Below are 18,065 nucleotides of genomic sequence, written 5' to 3'. Positions count from 1 at the left end.
ATTCGGTTAATCGAGATCGATTGTGGTGATGTTGGATTTGGATACACCAATCTGTTGAAGCAGGTTCTCCCATTTCTCTTCCAGCAGATTTGTAGGATCGTCGCTTCCCATTACCCAAATGATGTTTTTTTCCTTTAGGTGTCTGATGTTATCCTGTCCGCAGTCTACATTGTTTAAGATCTCATAGAACAGTTCAGTCGTGATGATGTCACTTTTCACCGGTCTTCCCGGATTGATGTCGTCTATCACCAGTAAATTACAGTTGCGCCATGACCAAAGTTTATTCCATTGCTGCGGAGGGTTGGATGTTTCGAAAAACAAGCTCAATAGTTTTACTGCTGTAATGTAGCTGCAACAATTATTTCTGATAGAAGCTTCAGTAGCGATACTTACAGACAGGCTAGTTTTTCCACTGCCCCTTGATCCGAATATCAGCATGTGTTTACCCTGTTCCTTATTGTCCAGGAAATTGAGTACGGCAGCTTTATGTTCATCTCTTATATTTTGATCCCATTGGCTCAGCCGGAGCTGAAACGGATATTCTGCATTTTGTAAATACATTTTTGTGGTATACCAGTAATATGCAGGATAGGCAACGAGTACCACAAGCAAAATCAGGACGAGTAAAGCTTCGGGATGATAACTGCAAATGAGACTTGCAGCCATGGCGCCTATTCCAAAATAAGTGATGTCGGTGGCGGTATCAAAGGCCAGGTTAAGCCATGAAGGAGTAAAAGTATATTCACCTTTGTTGAGGGCTTTGAGTTTGGTAGGCACTTTGAGCAGTAGCGGTCCCAGGAAATTATAAACCTCGAAGAGTATCCAGGCAAGCCATACGCCTAACGAGGCCCAGAGTTCCGGGTATTGTAATCCTGGTCTCTCTTTGATAAAATGGTAGACGACAATGGTTGGAATAAAACCAAGAGAGAAATGTCCAAACTGATTGGCTAGCCATGAATAAGTCAGCGTGACACCGCGATAAGAATCTTTCCCGATTAAATCCTTTTTTAATTGTTGTATAATTTCACTCCTGGTAATGGTTTTCATTAAAGTGCGTCTTTGTTTAGTTTTTGGTCGTTAAAGCTAAAAAAAATAAAAAAACTTTTTGGAGGTATTTGACAGGTCTAAAATAAGAGGATAAGGTTAATGAACTAAATACCATTTCGTTCTATTAAAAGGCGAATTTTTAACTGTGGTTCCTATTGTTTTTATTGTTTATAATTGCCTCAATTCAAACAATAAAACTATGTTCGAAACAATGGATAATTCTGTAGGATACAATTTTAGTACCTCAGAAAATCAGGAAATGATCAGAAAGATGGTGAAGGATTTCGCCGAAAAAAATATAAGACCGAATGTGATGGAATGGGATGAGGCCCAGCATTTTCCCGTAGCTGTTTTTAAAAAATTAGGTGAACTTGGGCTAATGGGGGTATTGGTACCGGAAAGTTATGGAGGATCTGGTTTTGGTTATCAGGAATATGTAGATGTAATTGTGGAGGTGGCTAAGGTATGCGGTTCGATAGGACTGTCTGTTGCGGCGCACAATTCATTGTGTACAGGGCATATTCTGACCTTCGCAAATGAAGCACAAAAGCAGAAATGGCTTCCGAAGCTGGCTACAGCAGAGTGGATAGGTGCATGGGGTCTTACAGAAGCAAATACCGGATCAGATGCATTGAGGATGATGACTACGGCGGTTTTGGATGGTGACGAATATGTGATCAATGGCGCTAAGAACTGGATTACCCATGGTAAATCAGGAGATGTTGCTGTGGTAATGGTAAGAACAGGTGATAAGGGAGATTCAAAAGGAATTTCTGCCATTGTGGTAGAGCGTGGGACACCTGGTTTTTCTGCGGGGAAGAAAGAGAATAAACTTGGGATGAGGGCTTCAGAAACCACCGAGATGATTTTTGACAATTGCAGAGTACCTAAGGAAAACCTTTTGGGAAATGAGGGAGACGGCTTCAAACAGGCGATGAAAGTATTGGATGGGGGGCGGATTTCTATTGCGGCTTTGTCGCTGGGAATTGCAAAGGGTGCCTATGAGGCAGCTTTGGCCTATGCTAAAGAACGCCATCAGTTTGGACAACCGATTGCCAGTTTCCAGGGGATCAGTTTTAAACTGGCAGATATGGCAACTGAAATTGAAGCTGCAGAATTGCTGATCAGACAGGCTGCGGATCTAAAGAACAGAGGTAAGGCGATGACCAAGGAATCGGCAATGGCGAAGTATTTTGCTTCAGAGGTGGCCGTGAGGGTATCAACAGATGCCGTGCAAATTTTTGGCGGTTATGGTTACACTAAAGATTTTCCGGTAGAAAAGTTCTATAGGGACAGTAAATTGTGTACGATTGGAGAAGGTACATCTGAAATACAAAAAATTGTTATTGCAAGAGAAGTTCTAAAAGATTAAATTAGAGCTGCAAACTAAACGAATATTCTAACCAAATATAAAACTATAGATCCGATACCCGTTATGGGCATCGGATCTTTTATTTTATGGATATGATTTTGTCGACGATGAAAGGACTATAACCTCTCCATGGGAGCGTGCTTATATATTCTTTGTAGTGAAGTTCAAATGTTTTCCCACTATTCATCATCATTTTTTCAGCTATTGCCTTATCTTCTACAGAAAATTCAAATTCATTGGACTGTATGTTCCCTGTCTGTTTTGAGCGGATGCCACTCTGAATGAGCTTACCCTCATAAGTTTTGAATACATACCCTTTCCTTACAACATAGTTTAGTTCCCCTGCTTTGACGCCATCACCAAATACAAAGAAATAACGGTAATATATAAATCCACAAAGCAGCACGCTTAAGATTCCCAGGACGATATAGAGCGGTTTTTTAGATCTCATATGATTTATTTAATTACCTAAAAATAAGTATAAATAGTGTGCCATGTATTTCATTTGGATTAATTGTTAACTAATTTAAACTTATTGTTTTGATTATCAAATGAAAGCTCTATCTTTGCAGTCCTAAAAACAACGAGAGGAGGTATTTTTACGTTATGATCATTATCAATATTAAAGACGGCGAATCACTAGATAAAGCCCTTAAACGTTTCAAAAAGAAATTTGAAAAAACAGGTGTGTTAAGAGAATTACGCAGTCGTCAGGCATACGAAAAGAAATCCGTAGCTCGTCGTACTCAGGTTAAACACGCAATTTATAAGCAAAATATGCAACTAGAAGGAACTATATAGTTCTGATAGTCTACATTATAGATTTTGAAGCGCCATCGATCATATCGGTGGCGCTTTTTTTTATGCAATAAAAAGAAATTGTTAAAGTAATGTTTCGTATATTCACTTTATCGAGCAATACAAATAGTTTCTATGGCTGTTGACCAATTTTTAACATATCTCCAACACGAGAAGCGCTATTCTCCGCATACCGTACAGTCTTACAGAACCGACCTTCTTGAGTTTAGAGATTTTATGTCTCAGACATTTGAGTTGCCTCTTTCTGATGTGTTGTATGTTCATGTCCGGGATTTTATGGTGTCATTGATGGAGAAAGGGAGTTCAGCTCATACAGTAGGACGAAAATTGTCTTCATTGCGAAGTTTTTACAAACATCAGGTAAGGGCAGGTGTTGTTCATGTAAATCCAATGGTGATGATTAAAGCGCCTAAACTTCCAAAACGGTTGCCTGTATTTGTTGACGATCAGAAACTTGACCAGCTTTTGGATTCGGAGGAGATTTTCAATGACAGTTTTTCATCGGTCCGGGATAAGTTGATCATAGAAACGTTGTTTGGGACAGGGATCAGGTTGGCCGAGTTACTCAGTATGCGTGAGGGTGATGTTAATTTTTATGAATCAAGTATCAGGATTCTGGGAAAAAGAAATAAAGAAAGAATTGTTCCTGTTAGCAAACCGCTTGTGGCTCAGTTGAAAAACTATATTGAGCTAAAATCATTACAAAATTTTAATAACAAAAGCGATGTGTTGTTCGTTACAGATAAAGGAGCGGATGCGTATCCAAAATTAATTTACAGAATTGTAGGGCGTTATTTGACATATATTTCAACACAGGACAAGAAGAGTCCGCATGTGTTGCGTCATTCGTACGCTACAAGTTTGTTGAACAGGGGGGCGGATTTAAATGCGATAAAAGAGCTTTTGGGGCATGCCAGTCTGGCTGCAACCCAGGTTTATACGCATAATTCAGTAGAAAGACTAAAAACAATATATAAACAAGCCCATCCAAAGGCATAAAAAAGAGGAGGTAAATATGAAAATTACAGTTCAGTCGATCCATTTCAATGCAGACCAAAAATTGTTAGACTTCATTCAGAAGAAAGTAGATAAGTTAGATCAGTTTTTTGACCAGATTATAAGCGGGGAAGTTTATTTGAAGCTGGAGAATGTAGATGATGAGGCCAACAAAATTAGTGAGATCAAGTTGATTGTACCCGGAGGAACAATGTTTGCGAAAGAGCAATGCAAATCGTTTGAAGAGGCTACAGATTTGGCGATAGAATCCTTAAGAAAGCAAATTACTAAACATAAAGATAAGACGAGAATAAAACTTAGTGAGCACAAAGCACTTTTGAATGCTGATGAAGTGTCTGATTACTAGGGGACTATTTTTTGAGTTTCAAATATTAAGATTGACGGGACAGAATCCCGTCAATTTTTTTTTAAAATAATTTTGCATCGTATTTAAATTCGTGTACATTTGCATTCCGTTTCAGAGAGGGCGTTAGCCCAACACTAAAAACGGAAAGTTCTATGAAAGATTAATATTATAAAAATTCGTTACTTTATTTGGTAACGGACGATATAAGCCTCCTTAGCTCAGCTGGTAGAGCAACTGACTTGTAATCAGTAGGTCATTGGTTCGATTCCGATAGGAGGCTCTTTTTTGGGGAGATACCAGAGTGGCCAAATGGGACAGACTGTAACTCTGTTGTCGCAAGACTTCGAAGGTTCGAATCCTTCTCTCCCCACAATAAAGAAGCGGAAGTAGCTCAGTTGGTAGAGCGATAGCCTTCCAAGCTATAGGTCGCGAGTTCGAACCTCGTCTTCCGCTCAAAATGGAAAAAGGTGGGCAATCGGCACTGAAAAAGAGAGTTTAACTGATAAGGTTAAACCGGATTGCAAGCTGAGATTAAAAGCCGAAGTAGCTCAGCGGTAGAGCACTTCCTTGGTAAGGAAGAGGTCGTGGGTTCAAGTCCCATCTTTGGCTCAAAAAATAAGATGCTTTGTTAAATCTGCAGTATATCAGAGAGAACAAGGTTTTTTGTATTGAAAATTGTATCAAAACAATAAATAAATAAAAAGTTAACCTACTAATAAGTATAAAAACATGGCAAAAGAAAAGTTTGACCGCAGCAAGCCGCACTTAAACATCGGCACAATCGGTCACGTTGACCACGGTAAAACAACCTTAACAGCAGCTATCACTAAAGTGTTATCTGATGCTGGTTTATCTGAGGCGCGTTCATTTGATTCAATTGACTCTGCTCCAGAGGAAAAAGAAAGAGGTATCACTATTAACACAGCACACGTTGAGTATTCAACTGCTAACCGTCACTATGCACACGTTGACTGTCCAGGTCACGCGGATTACGTGAAAAACATGGTTACTGGTGCTGCACAAATGGATGGAGCTATCATCGTTGTAGCTGCTACAGATGGTCCGATGCCACAAACTCGTGAGCACATTCTATTGGCTCGTCAGGTAGGTGTTCCTTCATTGGTTGTATTCATGAATAAAGTGGATATGGTTGATGATCCGGAATTGCTTGAATTAGTAGAGATGGAAGTTCGTGAATTGTTATCATTCTATGAATTCCCTGGTGATGATATTCCTGTTATTCAAGGTTCAGCTCTTGGTGGTTTGAACGGAGATCCAAAATGGGTTGGAAAAATCATGGAGTTAATGGATGCTGTAGATAACTACATTCCAATTCCTCCACGTTTGACTGAGCTTCCATTCTTGATGCCTGTTGAGGACGTATTCTCGATCACTGGTCGTGGTACTGTGGCAACTGGTCGTATTGAGCGTGGTGTAATCAACTCTGGAGATCCAGTTGAGATCTTAGGTATGGGTGCTGAGAACTTGAAATCTACTGTAACAGGTGTTGAGATGTTCCGTAAGATCCTTGATTATGGTGAAGCAGGAGATAACGTAGGTCTATTGTTACGTGGTATTGAGAAAACTGATATCCGTCGTGGTATGGTTATTTGCAAACCAGGTTCTGTAAACCCTCACACTGATTTCAAAGCTGAGATCTATGTATTGTCAAAAGCAGAAGGTGGACGTCACACTCCATTCTTTAACAAATACCGTCCTCAATTCTATTTCCGTACCACAGACGTAACTGGTGAGATTTCACTAGCTGAAGGAACTGAAATGGTTATGCCAGGTGATAACGTTACGATCACTGTTAAATTGATCAACGCAATCGCAATGGAAAAAGGTCTACGTTTCGCTATCCGTGAAGGTGGTAGAACAGTAGGTGCTGGTCAGGTAACTGAAATTTTAAAATAAGTTCTTAGGTTTCCCGCAAGGGTTACCGGACAGTTTGAAATAAAAGAAGCAAAGTACTTAGGCTTTGATAGCTTAAGTACTTTGTTCTCTAACACCTAATTGTAGTTCTCTTAGCAGAGAGTAATCAATACACACGGGAATAGTTCAATGGTAGAATAGAGGTCTCCAAAACCTTTGATCAGGGTTCGAATCCTTGTTCCCGTGCAAAAAATTAATTATGGCTAAAGTAGTTCAATTTGTTAAAGAATCGTATGAAGAAATGACCCAGAAGGTTACCTGGCCTACATGGGGAGAATTGCAAAATTCTGCGGTGCTGGTTTTGGTAGCTTCACTTATTATTGCTTGTGTAATATTTGCAATGGATAAGGGATCTACTTTTGTTTTAGATACTTTTTATAAATCACTTTCTAATTAATATAGCTTAAATGAACGATCAGTTGAAATGGTATGTAGTTAGAGCTGTTAGCGGTAAAGAAAAGAAAGTAAAACAGTATATCGATTCTGAAATTAGCCGTTTAGGATTTTCTCATCTGGTTCCTCAGGTATTGATCCCTATGGAGAAATACTATCAGATGAAAGATGGGAAGAAGATTGCTAAAGAGCGCAATTTTTATCCTGGATATGTTTTGATTGAAGCTATTTTAGATGGAGAATTAGAGCACATTATTAAGAATATTAATAGTGTGATTGGCTTTTTAGGGGATAAGGGTGGAAACCCGGTTCCTATGCGTCAGGCGGAGGTTAACCGCATTTTAGGTAAAGTTGATGAGATGAGCCAGCAGAGCGAAACCATGAACGTAGCTTATTATGTAGGCGAGAACGTAAAAGTTATGGATGGGCCATTTAATGGTTTCACCGGCGTTATTGAAGAGGTTAACGAAGAGAAGAAAAAATTAAAGGTTATGGTTAAGATTTTCGGAAGAAAAACTCCATTGGAGCTTAACTATATGCAAGTAGAAAAAGAGTAGATAAAGATCTTAAATGTTACATGCTTCCACATTTTAACATTGAGTATTACAAATTAACAAAAACAGAAAATGGCAAAAGAAGTCAGTGCACTTGTTAAGTTACAGATCAAGGGTGGAGCTGCAAATCCATCGCCACCGGTAGGACCTGCTTTGGGTGCTAAAGGGGTGAACATTATGGAGTTTTGCAAGCAATTCAATGCTCGTACCCAAGATAAGCCCGGTAAAGTATTACCAGTTGTAATTACTGTTTATGCTGACAAGTCTTTCGAATTTATCATCAAAACCCCTCCGGTTGCTATCCAGTTAAAGGATGCTACTAAATTAACGAGTGGTTCTGCTGAGCCCAACCGTAAGAAAGTTGGTTCGGTGACTTGGGATCAGGTTAAGTCAATTGCTGAAGATAAAATGACTGATTTAAATGCTTTCACTATCGAATCGGCAATGAGTATGGTTGCCGGTACAGCACGCAGTATGGGAATCACCGTTAGCGGTGACGCACCTTGGACAAATTAATTAACAAAAAACAGTTTACAACAGTGGCTAAATTAACAAAAAATCAAAAAAAGGCACATGCTAAACTAGAATCTGGTAAAACGTATTCTTTAAAGGATGCGGCTGCTTTGGTTAAAGAGATTACTACAACTAAATTTGATGCATCGGTTGATATCGATGTTGCTTTAGGTGTAGATCCGCGTAAAGCGAATCAAATGGTTCGTGGTATCGCAACTTTACCACATGGTACAGGTAAAACTGTACGTGTTTTAGTTCTTTGTACTCCTGATAAGGAAGAAGAGGCTAAAGCTGCAGGAGCAGATTTCGTAGGTTTAGACGAATATGTAGCTAAGATTGAAGGTGGATGGACTGATGTTGACATTATTATCACTACTCCTGCTTGTATGGCAAAAGTAGGTAAACTGGGCCGCGTTTTGGGTCCACGTAACCTTATGCCAAACCCTAAATCAGGAACTGTTACTAACGAAGTTGGTAAAGCAGTTACTGACGTAAAAGGCGGTAAAATTGATTTTAAAGTTGACAAAACAGGTATCATTCATGCTTCAGTAGGAAAAGTATCATTCCCAGCAGAAAAAATATATGAAAATGCATTAGAAGTACTTCAGGTAATCTCTAAGCTAAAACCATCTGCTGCAAAAGGAACTTATTTTAAGAGCATTCATGTTTCTTCTACAATGAGTCCTGGAATTGCAATCGAAACTAAATCAGTAGCGGGGATCTAATTATGAACAGAGAAGAAAAACACGAAGTCGTTTCGGCTCTTCAAGTGAAGATGCAGGAATTCGGTAATTTTTACATTGCCGACACATCAAGCTTATCTGTTGAGAAAGTAAACAGTATCCGTCGTAAATGTTTTGAAAGCGGGATTGAAATGCAGGTAGCTAAAAATACTTTGATCAGAAAAGCGATCGAAGGATTAGAAGGTGATGCATCAGAGATCTTTGTTGCGCTTAAGGGTCAGTCAGCATTATTGTTTTCAACAGTAGGTAATGGTCCAGCTAAGCTGATCAAAGCTTTGAGAAAAGGATCTGATAAACCAGTGCTTAAAGCAGCTTATATCGATTCAACAGTATTTATCGGTGACAACCAGTTAGATACTTTAGTGAGCTTGAAATCAAGAGAAGAGCTTATTGGAGATATCGTTGGATTATTACAATCACCAGCTAAAAATGTTATTTCGGCACTTAAGTCAAGCGGTGGCAAAATTGCAGGAATTGTTAAAACTCTACAAGAGAGAGAAGGTTAAGGAACACCTTATAAGTTCAAATTAAATAAATTATTTTACGTAAATTTTTAAAAATCTATAAAAATGGCAGATTTAAAAGCGTTTGCTGAGCAATTGGTAAACTTAACAGTTAAAGAAGTTAACGAATTAGCTCAAATCTTAAAAGACGAGTATGGTATTGAACCAGCTGCTGCTGCAGTTGCTGTTGCAGGTCCTGCTGGTGATGCTGCTCCTGCGGCTGAAGAGAAATCAACTTTTGATGTAATCTTAAAAGAAGCTGGTGGTCAGAAATTAGCAGTTGTTAAATTGGTAAAAGACTTAACTGGTTTAGGTTTGAAAGAAGCTAAAGATCTAGTTGACGGTGCACCTAAAGAATTAAAAGCTGGTGTTGCTAAAGACGAAGCTGAAGCTTTGAAAAAACAATTAGAAGAAGCTGGAGCTGTAGTTGAAATTAAGTAATCGCTTAATTTTAATATAACTTTAACCGTAGACTCCGACTGAATAGTCGGAGTCTATACCTGTTTATAAACATTTCATCTTGTTTGGTTGGTGAGATTGTTTAACGGCTAACCAAACAAATAGTTTATTCTTAAAGTAAATTAACTTTAGTCCATTGGCAAATAAAGTCGACCAAAGAGTAAATTTTGCACGTAGTAAGCATATCATAGATTACCCAGATTTTCTAGATGTGCAGTTGCAATCATTCAGAGAATTCTTTCAGATAGAAACAACTTCGGATAACCGTCACACTGAGGGATTATTTAAGGTGTTCGCTGAAAACTTCCCAATCACTGATTCCAGAAACATTTTTGTTTTGGAGTTCCTTGATTATTTTATTGACCCACCACGTTATGATATACCTGAGTGTATTGACCGTGGGTTAACTTATAGTGTTCCGTTGAAGGCAAAGCTTAAGCTTTCTTGTAACGATGCAGAACACGAAGATTTTGAAACCATCATACAAGATGTATACCTGGGAACCATACCATATATGACTCCTAAGGGTACGTTTGTGATTAACGGTGCAGAGCGTGTGATTGTATCTCAATTGCATAGGTCTCCTGGTGTGTTCTTCGGTCAAAGCCGTCACACTAACGGAACCAAGCTTTATTCTGCCCGTGTAATTCCTTTCAAAGGATCTTGGATTGAGTTTGCAACTGACGTAAATAACGTCATGTATGCTTATATCGATCGTAAGAAAAAATTCCCGGTTACCACATTATTGCGTGCTATCGGTTATGATTCTGATAAAGACATCCTTGAATTGTTTGATCTAGCCGATGAGGTTAAGGTTAGCAAGTCAGGATTGAAGAAATATATCGGTCGTAAGCTTGCCGCAAGGGTATTAAGAAAATGGGTTGAAGATTTTGTTGATGAAGATACCGGTGAGGTAGTTTCTATAGATCGTAACGAAGTAATCTTAGACAGGGATACTGTTTTAGAAGATGACCATATTGATATGATCATTGACGCTGGTGTTAAAACGATCATCTTATCAAAAGATGATGGTGCAAGCCAGGCTGATTATACCATTATATATAATACTTTACAAAAAGATACTTCTAACTCTGAGAAAGAGGCTGTTGAAAACATCTATCGTGCTTTGCGTAATGCAGAACCACCTGATGAAGAAACTGCAAGAGGTATCATCGAGCGTTTGTTCTTCTCGGATAAACGTTATGACTTAGGTGATGTGGGTAGATACCGTATCAACCGTAAGTTGAAAATGGATACCCCTGATCACGTAAAAGTTTTAACGAAAGCAGATATCATTGCGATTGTTAAATACCTGATCAAACTGATCAACTCTAAAGAAGAGGTGGATGATATTGATCACTTGTCGAATCGTCGTGTTCGTACAGTAGGTGAGCAATTGTACGCTCAATTTGGTGTTGGTTTAGCGCGTATGGCCCGTACCATTCGTGAGCGTATGAACATTCGTGACAACGAGGTATTTACTCCAACTGATTTGATCAATGCCCGTACTTTATCGTCGGTTATTAATTCATTCTTTGGTACCAACCAGCTGTCGCAGTTCATGGACCAGACTAACCCTTTGGCTGAGATTACACACAAACGTCGTTTGTCAGCTTTAGGTCCAGGTGGTCTTTCACGTGAACGTGCCGGTTTCGAGGTGCGTGACGTTCACTACACTCACTATGGTCGTTTATGTACAATTGAAACACCAGAGGGACCGAACATTGGTTTGATTTCTTCTCTATGTGTTCATGCTAAGATCAATAACTTAGGTTTCATTGAAACTCCTTATAAAAAAGTAGATAATGGTGTTGTGTCTGTAGACGAGCCTGTTATTTATCTTTCTGCTGAGGATGAAGATGGTAAGACAATTGCACAGGCAAATGCCGAGTATGATGATAAAGGTAATTTCACTACTCCTCGTGTTAAAGCACGTTATGAGGGTGACTTCCCGATCATTGAGCCAGAGAAACTGGATCTAATGGACGTGGCACCGAATCAGATTACTTCAATTGCAGCTTCATTGATTCCTTTCCTTGAGCATGATGATGCGAATAGGGCATTGATGGGATCGAACATGCAACGTCAGGCCGTACCATTGTTGCGTCCTGAGGCTCCTATCGTTGGTACAGGTTTGGAAGGTCGCGTTGCACGTGACTCAAGAACACTGATCAATGCAGAAGGTGATGGTGTTGTTGAATATGTTGATGCTAACGAGATTACCATTAAATATGTAAGAAACGATGGAGATCGTTTGGTATCATTTGAAGGTGATAGCAAAACTTATAAATTAATCAAATTCAAGAAAACCAACCAAAATACTTGTATCAACTTGAAACCTATCGTTAAGAAAGGTCAGAAAGTTGTTAAAGGACAAGTGCTTTGCGAAGGATATGCTACTGAGAATGGTGAACTGGCACTGGGAAGAAACTTAAAAGTTGCTTTCATGCCTTGGCAGGGATACAACTTTGAGGATGCGATCGTAATTAACGAGCGTATTGTCAGAGAAGATATCTTTACCTCTTTACACATTGAAGAGTTTGAATTGGAAGTACGTGATACAAAACGCGGGGAAGAGGAATTGACACCAGATATCCCTAACGTTTCTGAGGAAGCTACTAAAGATTTAGATGAAAATGGTATCATCCGTATTGGTGCTGAGGTTAAGGAAGGCGATATCCTGATTGGTAAAATTACGCCTAAAGGAGAATCTGATCCTTCACCGGAAGAGAAATTACTACGTGCGATATTTGGAGATAAAGCAGGTGATGTGAAAGATGCATCATTGAAAACTCCTCCATCTATTAAAGGTGTTGTAATTGATACCAAATTGTTCTCAAGAGCTAAGAAAACTACTAAAGCCGAAGAAAAATCAGCTATAGAGAAGTTGGACAAGAGGTATGAGATCGCTACTACAAATCTTAAAAACGAACTGGTAGATAAATTGTTCCAGATTGTAAATGGTAAAACATCACAAGGTGTTTACAACGTTTATAAGGAATTGTTGTTCCCTAAAGGAGCGAAGTTTACTCAGAAAAGTTTAGCTGATTTAGAATATGCACACATCAACCCATACAAATGGACAACTGATGATGACAAAAATGATCAGATTAAGCTGTTGATACACAACTATGGTATTCGTGTGAACGAAGAGCTGGGTGCGTATAAACGCGATAAATTTGCGATTAGTGTCGGTGATGAACTGCCATCTGGTATTGTACAAATGGCTAAAGTTTATGTAGCGAAAAAACGTAAATTAAAAGTAGGTGATAAGATGGCCGGACGTCACGGTAACAAGGGTATTGTTGCCCGTATTGTACGTGATGAAGATATGCCATTCTTAGAAGATGGAACTCCGGTTGATATCGTGTTGAACCCACTGGGTGTACCTTCACGTATGAACCTTGGACAGATCTACGAAACTGTATTGGCATGGGCCGGTAAAGAACTGGGTGTGAAATTCGCTACTCCGATCTTTGATGGTGCTAAGCACAATGAGGTTGAGGATTGGATCGCCAAAGCAGGATTACCAGCTTCAGGCCGTACTTATTTGAACAATGGTTTAACGGGTGAGAAATTTGACCAGCCAACAACAGTGGGTATTATTTACATGCTGAAACTTGGACACATGGTTGATGATAAGATGCACGCCCGTTCAATCGGACCATACTCATTAATTACACAACAACCATTGGGTGGTAAAGCCCAGTTCGGTGGTCAGCGTTTTGGTGAGATGGAGGTTTGGGCATTGGAGGCATTTGGTGCTGCCAATATTCTACAGGAGATCCTGACTGTGAAGTCGGATGATGTTATCGGTAGAGCTAAAACTTACGAAGCCATTGTAAAAGGTGAGAATCTTCCTACACCTGGTGTACCAGAATCATTCAATGTATTGGTACATGAGTTACGTGGATTAGGTTTAGATATTACGTTAGACTAATGTTGAAAGTTATTTCGTTGGAGTGTTTAGAAGCTTGTCTGAAGGACACTCCAACTTTTTAAATTTTTCAACTTTCAAACAAAAGAGCTATGTCTTACAAAAAGGATAATAAATTAAAAAGCAATTTCACCTCGATCACCATTAGTTTGGCATCGCCGGAGGCTATTTTAGAGCGCTCAAGTGGTGAGGTGTTGAAACCTGAGACTATCAATTACCGTACTTACAAACCTGAGCGTGATGGTTTGTTTTGCGAGCGTATTTTTGGTCCCGTAAAAGATTACGAATGTCATTGCGGTAAATACAAGCGTATCCGTTATAAAGGTATTGTTTGTGACCGTTGTGGTGTTGAGGTAACTGAGAAAAAAGTACGCAGAGAGCGTATGGGACACATCAATTTGGTGGTTCCTGTTGCGCACATCTGGTATTTCCGTTCATTGCCTAACAAAATCGGTTACTTATTAGGTTTACCTACTAAGCGCTTAGACCTGATCATTTACTACGAGCGTTATGTAGTAATCCAACCGGGACTAATGGCTGAAGAAGGTATTCAGTATATGGACTTCTTAACTGAAGAAGAATATCTGGATATTTTAGATAAGTTACCTAAAGAGAATCAATATTTAGACGATAAAGACCCTAATAAATTTGTAGCCAAAATGGGTGCAGAGGCTTTAGAGGATTTATTGAAACGTATTGATTTAGATACTTTATCATATAACCTGCGTCACCAGGCTGCAAACGAAACTTCTCAGCAACGTAAAAACGAGGCTTTAAAACGTCTTCAGGTTGTAGAGGCTTTCCGTGGTTCAAGAACACGTATTGAGAATAACCCTGAGTGGATGATTATTAAGATCGTTCCGGTTATTCCACCAGAATTACGTCCATTGGTTCCATTGGAAGGTGGTCGTTTCGCGACTTCTGACTTAAATGATCTTTACCGTCGTGTGATCATCCGTAACAACCGTTTGAAGCGTTTGATCGAGATCAAGGCTCCGGAGGTAATTTTGCGTAATGAGAAACGTATGTTACAGGAAGCTGTAGATTCGTTATTTGATAACTCACGTAAAGTTAATGCGGTAAAAACTGAAGGTAACCGTGCTTTGAAATCTCTTTCAGATATTTTGAAAGGTAAACAAGGTCGTTTCCGTCAGAACTTATTGGGTAAACGTGTGGATTATTCAGCTCGTTCAGTAATTGTTGTAGGTCCAAACCTAAAATTACATGAGTGTGGTTTGCCAAAAGATATGGCAGCAGAGTTGTTCAAACCATTCATCATTCGTAAGATGATTGAAAGGGGTATTGTTAAAACAGTAAAATCTGCAAAGAAAATTGTAGACAGGAAAGACCCGTTAGTTTGGGATATTCTTGAAAATGTTTTAAAAGGACACCCTGTATTGCTAAACCGTGCGCCTACGTTGCACAGATTGGGTATCCAGTCTTTCCAACCTAAATTGGTAGAAGGTAAAGCGATCCAGTTGCACCCATTAGTTTGTACGGCATTCAACGCGGATTTTGACGGTGACCAGATGGCGGTTCACTTACCATTGGGTCATGCCGCAATATTAGAAGCGCAAGTATTGATGCTTGCTGCACACAACATTTTGAACCCTGCAAACGGAACTCCTATTACTGTACCTTCACAGGATATGGTTTTGGGTCTTTATTACATTACTAAAGGCCGTAGAACTGATGATACCCGTGTAGTTAAAGGACAGGATTCTATATTCTATTCTCCTGAGGAAGTAATCATTGCTTACAATGAGAAACAAATTGATCTTCATGCATTTATCAAAGTAAAAGTAAATGTAAAAGACGAGAATGGAAATATTGTAAACAGGCTGACAGAAACTACTGTCGGACGTGTTTTATTTAACCAGATGGTTCCTGAGGAAGTTGGTTATATCAATGAGCTGTTGACCAAAAAATCTCTTAGAGATATCATTGGTGAAGTAGTAAAAATCACTGGTATGGCACGTGCTTCCAAGTTCCTTGATGATATCAAAGAATTAGGATTCCAAATGGCATTCAGAGGAGGTTTATCATTTAATTTACAAGATGTAAACATTCCTGTTGAGAAACATACATTATTGCAACAAGCTTCTGCTGAGGTTGAAGAGGTAAGGAATAACTATAACATGGGATTCATTACCAACAACGAGCGTTACAATCAGATCATCGATATCTGGACTCGTATCAATAACCGTTTAACATCATTCGTGATGAACCAGTTATCGAGTGACAACCAAGGTTTCAACTCTGTGTATATGATGCTTGATTCAGGTGCCCGTGGTTCTAAAGAGCAGATTCGTCAGCTTTGCGGAATGAGGGGATTGATGGCTAAGCCTCAGAAATCTGGTTCAGGTGGTGAGATTATTGAAAACCCGATCTTATCTAACTTTAAAGAAGGATTGTCAGTATTGGAATACTTTATCTCTACCCACGGTGCGCGTAAAGGTTTGGCGGATACGGCGTTAAAAACTGCAGATGCTGGTTACCTGACACGTCGTTTGCATGATGTGGCTCAGGATATGATCGTGAATTCTGAAGATTGTGGTACTTTGAGAGGTATGTATACTACTGCTCTTAAAGACAATGAGGATATCGTTGAACCATTATATGACAGAATCTTAGGCCGTATTTCACTGCATGATGTATTCAATCCATTGGATGGAAAACAACTTGTTGGTGCTGGAGAGGATATCACAGAAGAGATTGCAAAAGCAATTGAGGAATCACCTGTAGAAGGCGTAGAAATTCGTTCGGTATTGACCTGCGAAAATCAAAGAGGAGTTTGTGCATTGTGCTACGGACGTAACTTAGCTACTGGTAAACGCGTTCAAAAAGGAGAAGCTGTCGGTGTAATTGCTGCACAGTCGATCGGTGAGCCGGGTACACAGTTGACACTTCGTACATTCCACGTGGGTGGTACCGCCTCAAACATTGCAGCAGAATCTCAGATCATTGCTAAATTTGATGGTATCATCGAATTTGAGAATGTTCGTACTGTTTCTACTAAAACTGAAGAAGGCGAGACTCAAATTGTACTGGGCCGTTCAGGAGAGTTCAAGATCGTTGAGCCAGGTACTGGTAAGGTGATCATGACAAATAACATTCCTTACGGTTCATTCTTATATGTTGAGGATGGTACTAAAATCACTAAAGGAGATAGAATTTGTTCGTGGGATCCATATAATGCTGTTATTATCTCCGAATTTGCCGGTAAGATCGAATTTGATGCAATCGTTGAGGGTGTTACCTTCCGTGAAGAGTCAGATGAGCAAACTGGTCACCGTGAGAAAGTAATTATTGATACACGTGATAAAACCAAAAACCCTTCAGTACGCGTTGTAGATAAGAAAGGTGAACTGATCAGAGGATATAACATCCCTGTTGGCGCACACATCGCAATCGACGAAGGAGATATGGTTCAGACTGGTCAGATCTTAGTTAAGATACCTCGTGCAACTGGTAAAACAAGGGATATTACGGGTGGTTTGCCACGTGTAACCGAATTGTTTGAAGCACGTAACCCATCTAACCCTGCTGTAGTAACAGAGATTGATGGTGTGGTAACTTTAGGTGGTGTGAAACGTGGTAACCGCGAGATCACTATCGAATCTAAAGATGGTGAAGTTAAAAAATACCTGGTTCCATTGTCTAAACACATCCTGGTACAGGATAATGACTTTGTAAAAGCAGGTATGCCATTATCTGATGGTTCTATTTCACCTGCTGATATATTAGCAATTAAAGGCCCTGCTGCTGTACAAGAATACTTAGTAAATGGTATCCAAGAGGTTTACCGTTTACAAGGTGTGAAAATCAACGATAAACATTTCGAGGTTATTGTACACCAGATGATGCAGAAAGTACATATCGAAGATCCGGGAGATACCAGTTTCTTAGAGAACAACTCTGTAGACCGTTGGGACTTCATGATAGAGAATGATGAGATCTATGACAAAAAAGTTGTAGTTGAGGCCGGTGATTCAAACGCTGTAAAACCAGGTCAGATTCTTTCATTACGTAAATTAAGAGATGAGAATTCTCAATTGAAACGTAAAGATCTGAAACAAATTGAAGTTCGTGATGCAAGACCTGCAACAGCGAGTTCAATTCTGCAAGGTATTACACGTGCTTCATTAGGTACGAAATCATTTATCTCTGCGGCTTCATTCCAGGAGACAACGAAAGTATTGAACGAAGCAGCAATTGCTGGTAAACGTGACAATATGCTTGGATTAAAAGAAAACGTAATCGTTGGACACTTAATCCCTTCAGGTACAGGTGTACGTGGATATGAGCGTATCATTGTTGGTTCTCAGGAAGAATACGATAAGTTATTAGCTTCGAAACAAGAAGAAGTAGAAGCATAATTTTAGTTAATTTTTTTAGAGTCCCCCTTCTTAATCGTCGGGGGACTT

General features: G+C 39.4%; 15 protein-coding genes and 5 tRNA genes. 18 read left to right on the top strand and 2 right to left on the bottom strand.

Annotation, left to right across the window (positions count from 1 at the left end; genetic code table 11):
• Nucleotides 1-6 precede the first annotated feature (6 nt).
• Nucleotides 7-1,047: an ATP-binding protein gene (locus tag R2Q78_RS20650; RefSeq protein ID WP_316794454.1), complete on the bottom strand. Its 1,041-nt coding sequence runs from the start codon at nt 1,045-1,047 to the stop codon at nt 7-9.
• A 199-nt stretch (nt 1,048-1,246) separates the two neighbouring features.
• On the opposite strand from R2Q78_RS20650, the gene R2Q78_RS20645 reads away from it, so the two are divergent.
• On the top strand, nt 1,247-2,419 hold the full coding sequence (locus tag R2Q78_RS20645; RefSeq protein ID WP_316794453.1) for an acyl-CoA dehydrogenase: 1,173 nt from the start codon (nt 1,247-1,249) through the stop codon (nt 2,417-2,419).
• A 79-nt stretch (nt 2,420-2,498) separates the two neighbouring features.
• Here R2Q78_RS20645 and R2Q78_RS20640 read toward each other — a convergent pair whose 3' ends face one another.
• Nucleotides 2,499-2,870 carry a hypothetical protein gene (locus R2Q78_RS20640; protein ID WP_316794452.1) on the bottom strand — a complete coding sequence of 124 codons (372 nt, stop codon included), beginning with the start codon at nt 2,868-2,870 and terminating at the stop codon, nt 2,499-2,501.
• Between the two features lie 155 nt (nt 2,871-3,025).
• Between R2Q78_RS20640 and rpsU the strand changes: the two genes are divergently transcribed.
• The 17 genes from rpsU to rpoC all read left to right on the top strand — a co-directional run bounded on the left by rpsU (nt 3,026) and on the right by rpoC (nt 18,017).
• The gene (gene rpsU / locus R2Q78_RS20635; RefSeq protein ID WP_012781007.1) at nt 3,026-3,220 is read left to right on the top strand and encodes a 30S ribosomal protein S21; all 195 of its coding nucleotides are present in this window, start codon (nt 3,026-3,028) and stop codon (nt 3,218-3,220) included.
• A 132-nt stretch (nt 3,221-3,352) separates the two neighbouring features.
• A complete protein-coding gene (locus tag R2Q78_RS20630; RefSeq protein WP_316794450.1) occupies nt 3,353-4,237 on the top strand; it encodes a tyrosine-type recombinase/integrase in 885 nt (294 codons plus the stop codon).
• Nucleotides 4,238-4,253: 16 nt separating this feature from the next.
• Complete coding sequence (hpf, locus tag R2Q78_RS20625) at nt 4,254-4,601, top strand: ribosome hibernation-promoting factor, HPF/YfiA family (RefSeq protein ID WP_316794449.1); 348 nt, start codon at nt 4,254-4,256, stop codon at nt 4,599-4,601.
• Nucleotides 4,602-4,808: 207 nt separating this feature from the next.
• A tRNA-Thr gene (locus R2Q78_RS20620) sits at nt 4,809-4,881 on the top strand.
• Between the two features lie 7 nt (nt 4,882-4,888).
• Nucleotides 4,889-4,971, top strand: a tRNA-Tyr gene (locus tag R2Q78_RS20615).
• Between the two features lie 10 nt (nt 4,972-4,981).
• A tRNA-Gly gene (locus R2Q78_RS20610) sits at nt 4,982-5,054 on the top strand.
• Between the two features lie 84 nt (nt 5,055-5,138).
• Nucleotides 5,139-5,210: transfer RNA gene (locus R2Q78_RS20605), tRNA-Thr, on the top strand.
• A gap of 120 nt (nt 5,211-5,330) precedes the next feature.
• Nucleotides 5,331-6,518: an elongation factor Tu gene (tuf, locus tag R2Q78_RS20600; protein ID WP_136835335.1), complete on the top strand. Its 1,188-nt coding sequence runs from the start codon at nt 5,331-5,333 to the stop codon at nt 6,516-6,518.
• Nucleotides 6,519-6,651: 133 nt separating this feature from the next.
• A tRNA-Trp gene (locus R2Q78_RS20595) sits at nt 6,652-6,722 on the top strand.
• A gap of 13 nt (nt 6,723-6,735) precedes the next feature.
• On the top strand, nt 6,736-6,933 hold the full coding sequence (gene secE / locus R2Q78_RS20590; protein ID WP_108206554.1) for a preprotein translocase subunit SecE: 198 nt from the start codon (nt 6,736-6,738) through the stop codon (nt 6,931-6,933).
• Nucleotides 6,934-6,943: 10 nt separating this feature from the next.
• On the top strand, nt 6,944-7,486 hold the full coding sequence (gene nusG, locus R2Q78_RS20585) for a transcription termination/antitermination protein NusG (protein WP_316794448.1): 543 nt from the start codon (nt 6,944-6,946) through the stop codon (nt 7,484-7,486).
• A gap of 69 nt (nt 7,487-7,555) precedes the next feature.
• Nucleotides 7,556-7,999, top strand: a complete 444-nt coding sequence (gene rplK, locus R2Q78_RS20580) for a 50S ribosomal protein L11 (RefSeq protein ID WP_073232496.1) — start codon at nt 7,556-7,558, stop codon at nt 7,997-7,999.
• A 23-nt stretch (nt 8,000-8,022) separates the two neighbouring features.
• Nucleotides 8,023-8,721 (top strand): 50S ribosomal protein L1, encoded by a 699-nt coding sequence (gene rplA / locus R2Q78_RS20575; RefSeq protein ID WP_136836028.1) that lies wholly within the window; start codon nt 8,023-8,025, stop codon nt 8,719-8,721.
• 2 nt (nt 8,722-8,723) lie between these two features.
• A complete protein-coding gene (gene rplJ, locus R2Q78_RS20570; RefSeq protein ID WP_316794445.1) occupies nt 8,724-9,245 on the top strand; it encodes a 50S ribosomal protein L10 in 522 nt (173 codons plus the stop codon).
• A 63-nt stretch (nt 9,246-9,308) separates the two neighbouring features.
• Nucleotides 9,309-9,683 (top strand): 50S ribosomal protein L7/L12, encoded by a 375-nt coding sequence (rplL, locus tag R2Q78_RS20565; RefSeq protein ID WP_008243131.1) that lies wholly within the window; start codon nt 9,309-9,311, stop codon nt 9,681-9,683.
• Between the two features lie 154 nt (nt 9,684-9,837).
• Complete coding sequence (gene rpoB, locus R2Q78_RS20560; RefSeq protein WP_136835332.1) at nt 9,838-13,641, top strand: DNA-directed RNA polymerase subunit beta; 3,804 nt, start codon at nt 9,838-9,840, stop codon at nt 13,639-13,641.
• Between the two features lie 89 nt (nt 13,642-13,730).
• Entirely contained in the window at nt 13,731-18,017 is a 4,287-nt protein-coding gene (gene rpoC / locus R2Q78_RS20555; RefSeq protein ID WP_316794444.1) for a DNA-directed RNA polymerase subunit beta', read from the top strand.
• Nucleotides 18,018-18,065: the final 48 nt, after the last annotated feature.

The organism is Pedobacter frigoris (assembly GCF_032678645.1).
In the GTDB taxonomy this organism is placed as follows: Bacteria; Bacteroidota; Bacteroidia; order Sphingobacteriales; family Sphingobacteriaceae; genus Pedobacter; species Pedobacter frigoris_A.
Note: the sequence above shows the minus strand (reverse complement) of the source record. Positions and strands in the feature narration are given on the sequence as shown.